The 7,552-nt window shown below is 66.2% G+C and carries 6 protein-coding genes and 1 pseudogene; 2 read left to right on the forward strand and 5 right to left on the reverse strand.

Annotated features, from left to right (window positions below; translation table 11 throughout):
* Positions 1-56: 56 nt before the first annotated feature.
* The 5 genes from VDQ18_RS21955 to VDQ18_RS21975 form a co-directional block, all read right to left on the reverse strand.
* Positions 57-983 (reverse strand): ABC transporter permease, encoded by a 927-nt coding sequence (locus tag VDQ18_RS21955; RefSeq protein ID WP_323023002.1) that lies wholly within the window; start codon positions 981-983, stop codon positions 57-59.
* Positions 976-1,986 (reverse strand): ABC transporter permease, encoded by a 1,011-nt coding sequence (locus VDQ18_RS21960; RefSeq protein WP_107750586.1) that lies wholly within the window; start codon positions 1,984-1,986, stop codon positions 976-978. The genes VDQ18_RS21955 and VDQ18_RS21960 overlap by 8 nt, the downstream gene beginning before the upstream one ends.
* Positions 1,987-2,059: 73 nt before the next feature.
* Positions 2,060-3,766, reverse strand: a complete 1,707-nt coding sequence (locus VDQ18_RS21965; RefSeq protein ID WP_323023003.1) for a peptide ABC transporter substrate-binding protein — start codon at positions 3,764-3,766, stop codon at positions 2,060-2,062.
* Positions 3,763-4,836, reverse strand: coding sequence for an oligopeptide/dipeptide ABC transporter ATP-binding protein (locus VDQ18_RS21970; protein WP_323023004.1), 1,074 nt, complete (start codon positions 4,834-4,836; stop codon positions 3,763-3,765). Before VDQ18_RS21970 ends, VDQ18_RS21965 begins: the two co-directional genes overlap by 4 nt.
* Complete coding sequence (locus VDQ18_RS21975) at positions 4,833-5,852, reverse strand: ABC transporter ATP-binding protein (protein WP_323023005.1); 1,020 nt, start codon at positions 5,850-5,852, stop codon at positions 4,833-4,835. The genes VDQ18_RS21970 and VDQ18_RS21975 overlap by 4 nt, the downstream gene beginning before the upstream one ends.
* A 310-nt stretch (positions 5,853-6,162) precedes the next feature.
* On the opposite strand from VDQ18_RS21975, the gene argE reads away from it, so the two are divergent.
* Positions 6,163-7,335 (forward strand): acetylornithine deacetylase, encoded by a 1,173-nt coding sequence (argE, locus tag VDQ18_RS21980; protein WP_323023006.1) that lies wholly within the window; start codon positions 6,163-6,165, stop codon positions 7,333-7,335.
* Positions 7,332-7,552: pseudogene (locus VDQ18_RS21985) on the forward strand (glutamine amidotransferase); the annotation flags it as partial. The gene argE and the pseudogene VDQ18_RS21985, both read left to right, overlap by 4 nt.

Genomic DNA, 7,552 nt, shown 5'->3' on the forward strand with positions numbered 1-7,552 from the left:
CCCCCCCCCCCCCCCCCCCCCCCCCCCCCCCCCCCCCCCCCCCCCCCCCTTTTCCCTCACCGGCCCCGGATCCGCGGATCCAGCGCGTCCCTCAAGCCATCGCCGATATAGTTCACGCTCAGCACGGTCAGCGAGATGAACACCCCCGGCAGCATGGCCCGCGAGGGATATTGCTGCAGATAGTCGATCCCGTCATAGACCAGCCGCCCCCAGGTCGGAAAATCCGGCGGGAAGCCCATGCCGAGGAAGCTCAGCGCGCTTTCGGTGATGATGGCGGTGGCGATCATCAGCGTGGCCGAGACCATGACCGGCGACAGCACGTTGGGCAGGATATGGCGCAGGATCAGCCGCCGGGGGGGCGTGCCGATGGAGCGTGCGGCCAGCACGTATTCCCGCTCTTTCAGCGCCAGCACATCGCCGCGCACGACCCGCGCCGTGCGCATCCACGAGGTGATGCCGATGGCGGTGACGATCAGCAGGAACATCCCCATCTCGACCCCGAAGACCGCGCTCAGGGGCTGGCGGAACAGCATCGACATGACCAGCAGCAAGGGCAGCAGGGGCAGGGCCAGGAACAGGTCCGTCAACCGCATCAGCAGCCCGTCGATGCGGCGGAAATAGCCCGCCAGCACGCCGATCAGCGCGCCGATGACGATGGACAGCAGCATGGCGACGATGCCCACTGCCAGCGACACCTGACCGCCCGCCATCATCCTTGCCATGATGTCCCGGCCCAGCTGGTCGGTGCCGAACGGATGCGCCAGGCTCATGCCCTGATTGCGCGAGCGGATGTCGATGAAGGTCGCGTCATAGGGCCAGAGCCAGGGTCCGACGAAGCAGAAGAGCACGATCAGCCCGAAGACCAGCGAGCCCGCCAGCGCGCCCTTGTGCACCTTGAACTGGTCCCAGACGTCCCACCATTGGTTGCGCGGCGGGCGGAAGGCGGCGACGTCGAGGGATTTCTCGGGCGCGGTCTCAGTCATAGCGGATCCTCGGGTCGAAGACCGCATAGAGCAGGTCGGCGATCAGGTTGAAGAGGACGATGAGGATGGCGAAGACCACCGACAGCGTCAGCACCATCGGGATGTCCGAGGCATAGATGGCGGTGATCAACAGTGCGCCGAGTCCGTTCACGCGGAAGATCTGCTCGGTGATGATGGCGCCGGTGAAGATCGTCGGGATCCCCAGGGCAATGACGGTGATCACCGGGATCATGGAGTTCCGGAGCACATGCACCAGGACCACGACCTTCTCCGTCATGCCCTTCGAGCGGGCGGTGCGGACGTAATCCTGGGTCAGGTTGTCCAGCATCGAGGCGCGCATGAAGCGGGTGATCTGCGCGGCGTTGTAAAGCGTCAGCACGAAGACCGGCATCGCCATCTGTCGCAATTGCAGGCCGAAATCGTACCAGCTGTCGACCACGAGGGTGGTGTCGTAGATGATCGGGAACCACCCCAGCCAGATCGAGAAGATCAGCATCAGCAAGGGCCCGGTGAAGAAGGTGGGCAGCGAGAAGCCGACCATCGAGATGAAGGTGCCCGCCTGGTCGAACCAGGAATATTGCCGGTAGGCCGAATAGATGCCGATCGGCACCGCCACCATGATCCCGAAGATATAGCTGAGCCCGACCACCCACAGCGTCTGCGGCAGGCGTTGGGCGATGATGTCGCCGACCGGCGAGCGGGTCTGGAACGAGATGATCCGCTGCCCCTCGATCGCCAGCCAGTCGAGCCCGGTCATGTTGGCCAGCACGTGGCTGGGTTCCACGACCGAGAAGAGGTAGAGCCATTTGAAGAAGCGGATGTACCAAGCCTCGCCCAGGCCGAGCGCCAGGCGCATCTGTTCGCGCACTTCGGGCGGGATGGTCAGCGGCATGTCGGCCATCGGGTCGCCCGGAGACAGCTCCAGCAGCAGGAAGATGGCCAATGCGATGAACAAAAGCGTCGGGATTGCCAGCAGCAATCGTCGCAGCGTGTAGTTGAACATGGGGTTCGGCGCCTTGGTTCAGCGTTCCGTGAGGAAAGGACCCGCCCCCTGACGGGGCGGGTCCGGGCTCAGATCACTCGGTCCGATACCAGTCGGCCGCGTTCCACAGTTCGGAATCCCAGGTGTTCAGCAGCACGCCGCCCAGGGTCACCGAATGGGCCGAGACCCGGCCGCGGTCGACCAGCGGCACGATGACGAAGTTCTGCATCAGGATGTCGTTGAGTTCACGCCCGATGCGGCCGCGTTCCTCGATGCTGGCGGTCTGGGCGAGTTGCAGGTGCAGCTCGTCATAGGCCGGATCGCAGAAGCGGTTGATGTTCTCGCCCTGCCACTGGGTTTCCGGCCGGGGCTCGACGCCGCAGCGATAGGCGCCCAGATACGACTCGGGGTCGGTGCCGTTGAAGTTGTTGGCGTACATTTCCACGTCCGCATAGAACTTCTGGAACGTGTCGGGCGAGCCGGGGTCGCCGCCGAAGAACACCGAGGAGTTGATGTTGCGCAGGTTGGCTTCGACGCCGATCTCGCGCCACCATTGCTGGATCAGGGCCTGGAAGTCCTGACGCACGGCGTTGGTCGAGGTCTGGTAGTCGAGGACCAGGCGGCGGCCGTCGGCGTTCACGCGGATGCCGTCGCCGCCGACCGTCCAGCCGGCTTCATCGAGCAGCGCCCGGGCGCCGTCGAGGTCCTGCACCAGGCAGGCGTCGTTGGCGGTCGAGGCGAAGATCGGCGGGGCCGGGACCAGGTTGCAGGTCGGACGACCCGCCTGGCCATAGCCGATTTCCACCAGCAATTCGCGGTCGATGGCCATGCTGAGCGCCTGGCGGACGCGGATGTCCGACAGGATCGGGTGTGGCACGGCGCGGGTCGAGCGGGTTTCCGGCGGCAGGTCGGGCGAGGGATCGGTGAGGTTCATCTCGATCCGTTCGACCAGCGTGCCGAAGGCCGAGACCGGGACACCGCGGCCGCCCTGGGCCATGGTGGCGATCACGTCGGGCGCCAGCTGCAGGTTCCAGGCGTAGTCCATTTCGCCGGTTTCCATCACCGCGCGCCCGGCCGAGGCCGCATCGCCGCCGCCCTTGAGGGTCAGCGTGGCGAAATGGGGCAGGGCGGGATCGCGGTAATTGGGGTTGGCTTCCATCTGGATCACGTCATTGGGACGGAAATCCACGACCCGGAAGCCGCCGGTGCCGATCGGATAGAAGTTCGCTTCGGTGCATTCCGGCGCGCGGGCGCCGAGGCAATCGGCGAATTGCGCCGCCTGCAGGATCGGCGACTGGGCCGAGACGAACGGGCCATAGGGCACGGGTTTCGGCACCGAGAAATGCACGGTCACGGTGCGCTCGTCGACGACCTCGACGTTTTCCACGTCCTGATAGCGCGCCGCCTGGGCGCAGCCGCCCTCGGGATGCCTGCAATACTGCGCGGTGAAGGCGATGTCGGCCGAGGTGACGGGGGTGCCGTCCGACCACAGCAGGCCTTCGCGCAGCCGCCAGGTGATCGAGGTCAGATCCTCGGCCACGCCGCCGTTCTCGACCGTCGGGATCTCTTCGGCGAGCCAGGCCACCAGTTCGCCGTTCTGGTTGTAGCGGGCGAGCGGTTCGATGACCAGCGACGAGGCCTCGACGTCCTTCGTGCCACCCGAGAGATACGGGTTCATGATGGACGGCGCCTGCCAGTAGATGATGTTCAGGTGTCCGTCCTCGCCACGGTCGGCCCAAGCCGCCATGGGCGCGAGCGCCAGTGCGGCAGCCGCCCCGTACAGGGCACTTCTGCGTTTCATGCAACCTCTCCTTGTTGGGTTTTCATTTGATTGTGCTCGGCCTCGACGCCGCCGGTTCGTCCGGCGGTCTGGGATTGGGAAACCAGGTGACAGGCGACGAAATGGCCGGGCACGGGTTCGATGGTCTCGGGCTCCTGCGTGCGGCAGATCTCCATGACCTTGGGGCAGCGGGTGCAGAAATTGCAGCCCTTGGGCGGGTTGGCCGGCGAGGGCACATCGCCCTTCAGCACGATCCGGTCCTTGCGCCGCTCGAGCGAGGGATCGGGCTCGGGCACGGCCGAGAGCAGCGCCTCGGTATAGGGATGGAGCGGGTGGTCGTAGAGGCGCGAGACCGGCGCCAGTTCGACGATCTTGCCCAGATACATCACCGCCACCCTGTCGGCGATATGGCGCACCATCGACAGGTCATGGCTGATGAACATGTAGGTCAGGCCGAACTGGTCCTGCAATTCTTCCAACAGGTTCACCACCTGCGCCTGGATCGACACGTCGAGCGCGGCGATCGGTTCGTCGCAGACGATGAAGCGCGGGTTCAGCGCCAGGGCCCGGGCAATGCCGATCCGCTGCCGCTGCCCGCCGGAAAAGGCATGCGGATAGCGGTTGGCGAAGTCGCGGTTCAGGCCCACGGCATCCATCAGCTCGTAGATCCGGGCGAGTTTCTTCTTGCGGTCCCAGTTGGTGTGCTCGTCCAGCGGCTCGCCGATGATGCCCGCCACCGTCATCCGGGGGTTGAGGCTGGCCTGCGGATCCTGGAACACCATCTGCATCGCCGGGCGCTTCTTGCGCAGCACCTCGGCCGGGAGGGTGGCGATATCCTCGCCGTCGATGCGGATCGAGCCCGCCGTCGCCTCGTAGAGCCTGAGCACCGCGCGCCCGGCCGTCGACTTGCCGCAGCCCGATTCGCCCACCACGCCCAGCGTCTCGCCCTCGAAGATATCGAACGAGATCCCGTCCACCGCCTTTACCGCCCCCACCTGCCGCCGCAGGATGCCGCCCAGAATGGGGAAGTGCATCTTGAGGTCACGAACCTCGACCAGCTTGCGGCGGTCGGTCATCGGGGTTTCGGTCATGCGGGGGCCTCGGCGGCGGTGAGGGGATCGGCAGTGGTGTGGTCCCAGTGACAGGCGACGTCATGGGCATGGCCGATGTCGCGCCGGGCCGGGTTCTCGCGGCCGCAGCGATCGAAGGCATGGGCGCAGCGGGCCCGGAAGGGGCAGGCCGCGGGCTGGCGGGTCAGCATCGGCGGCTGGCCCTCGATCACCCTGAGCTTGGCGTCCCGCGCGCCGTGCATCTTCGGCATGGTCTGCAACAGGGCCCGGGTATAGGGATGCGCCGGGTTGGCGAAGACCTCGCGCACCGGACCATGTTCCGCGACCTGGCCGCCGTACATCACCATCACCCGGTCGGCGATGCCGGCGATCACGCCCAGATCGTGGGTGATCCAGATGATCGCCATGCCCAGCTTCTGGCGCAACTCCTTCACCAGCTCCAGAATCTGCGCCTGGATGGTGACGTCGAGGGCGGTCGTCGGCTCGTCCGCGATCAGCACCTTGGGGTCGCAGGCCAGGGCGATGGCGATCATCACCCGCTGCCGCATCCCGCCCGAGAACTGGTGCGGATAATCGCCGAGCCGGCGCCTTGCATCGGGGATGCCGACCAGCTCCAGCAGTTCGACCGCTCGGTTGCGCGCCTGCGCCTTGGACATGCCCAGATGCTTGCGCAGCGGCTCGCACAGCTGGAAACCCACGGTGAAGACCGGGTTGAGCGAGGTCATCGGGTCCTGAAAGACGAAGCCCACCTCGCGGCCCCGGACATTGCGCAATTCCTCGGCGCCGATCTTCAGGATGTCGCGCCCGCCCAGCATGACGGTTCCCTCGCGAACCTCGGCCGGGGGCGAGGGCAGGAGGCCCAGAAGCGACATCATGGTCACGGATTTGCCCGAGCCCGATTCCCCCACCACGCCGAGCAATTCGCCGGGCCGGAGGTCGAAGCTGACGGAATTGACGGCATGCACCTCGCCTGATCGCGTGGCAAAAACCGTCTTCAGGTTCTTGACATCAAGAACCGGCGTTGCCCCGTCGGGCATGCGCATCTCCCTGTTTGTTCTTATCCCGGCCATTTTTGACTCGGGTTGTTATGGGGTGAGATTGGCAACATTCATCTGGTACGGCAAGATGAAATCCGCGCTGTTATACGCTTGTAGAACGGGCGGATTTGCTCATCTATTGGGCGGAATGCGAAGTTGGGGGCGCGAAACTGCCTGCCGTCACGTCAGAAGATTGCGCCTTTTGAGCGCTTGACCTCTTGATCCGGGCGGCGCGAGGATGCGCCCGTTGACGACCCCGGCCCGGGTGCAGATCCCGGGCTCCAGACCCGAACGAGAAGCGGAGATTCCCATGACCAGCCCCGGCGACCGACCCCTCGGTCCGCGCGAGATCCTCGAACGGCTGGTGGCCTTTCCCACCGTCAGCCGCGACACCAACCTGCCGCTGGTCGACTGGTTGCAGGGCTATCTGGCGGGCCATGGCATCGACAGCCACCGGGTGATGTCGCCCTGCGGCACCAAGGCGCATCTCTATGCGCAGGTCGGGCCCGAGGCGCCGGGCGGCGTGATCCTGTCGGGCCATACCGATGTGGTGCCGGTGGACGGGCAGGCCTGGACCACCGACCCCTGGCAGGTGGTCGAGAAGGACGGCAAGCTCTATGGCCGCGGCACCTGCGACATGAAGGGCTTCGACGCGCTGGCGATCTGGGCGCTGGTCCGGGCCGCGAAAGCGCCGCTGACGAAGCCCCTGCAATTGGCGCTCAGCTATGACGAGGAAGTCGGCTGCATGGCGGTGGCGGATCTGGTCGAGGCGATGATCGCCTCGGACCTGCCGCGGGCGGACTCGGTGATCGTGGGCGAGCCCTCGATGATGAAGGTGGTGACGGGCCACAAGGGCGGCGTGGGGATCAAGGTCCATGTCCGGGGCTATGAGGTGCATTCCTCGCTGCAGCCCTATGGCGTCAGCGCCGTCATGGAGGCCGCGCGCCTGATCGACTGGTGCAACGACCGCAACGCCGAGAATGCGGCGGCGGTGTCCTCGGAGATGGCGGCGGTGTTCGATCCGCCGTTCTCGACCCTGCATGTCGGCGTGATCAATGGCGGGACCGCCCATAACATCACCGCCAAGGATTGCGACTTCCTGATCTCGGTGCGGCAGGTGCCGGGCGATACCGGCTGGGGCGAGAAGATCGTCGAGGCCGCGCGCGAGATCGAGGCGGGGATGCAGGCGATCCGCCCGGAAACCGGGATGGACCTCAGTTCCGTCTTCGGCGTGCCGCCGCTGACCCCGGAACAGGGCGGCCCGGCCGAGGAACTCGCCCGGCGCCTGACCGGCGACAACGGGCAGCATGTCGTGAGCTACGGCACCGAGGGCGGGCAGTTCCAGGTGCGCGGGTATTCCGCCGTGGTCTGCGGGCCGGGCGACATCGCCCAGGCGCACCAGCCCGACGAATTCTTGACGCTGGAGCAATTCGCCGCCGGTCAGGCCTTCATGGAAAAACTGGTCGACGATCTCTGCCAATGAGCCGCATCCTGTTGATCGAACACGGCTACGACGGGCCGATGCCCGATCGTGTGCGGCTGTTTCTTGAGCGGACGGGCCGCCCTTATGAGGTGCTGCGCCCCTATCGGGGCGAGGCGCTGCCCGAGACGATGGAAGGCATCGCCGCCGCCGTGATCTATGGCGGCGGGCAGGAGATCTATCAGACCGACCTCTACCCCTATCTGGCGGACGAACACGC

The organism is Pararhodobacter sp. (genome assembly GCF_034676075.1).
Classification (GTDB): domain Bacteria; phylum Pseudomonadota; class Alphaproteobacteria; order Rhodobacterales; family Rhodobacteraceae; genus Pararhodobacter.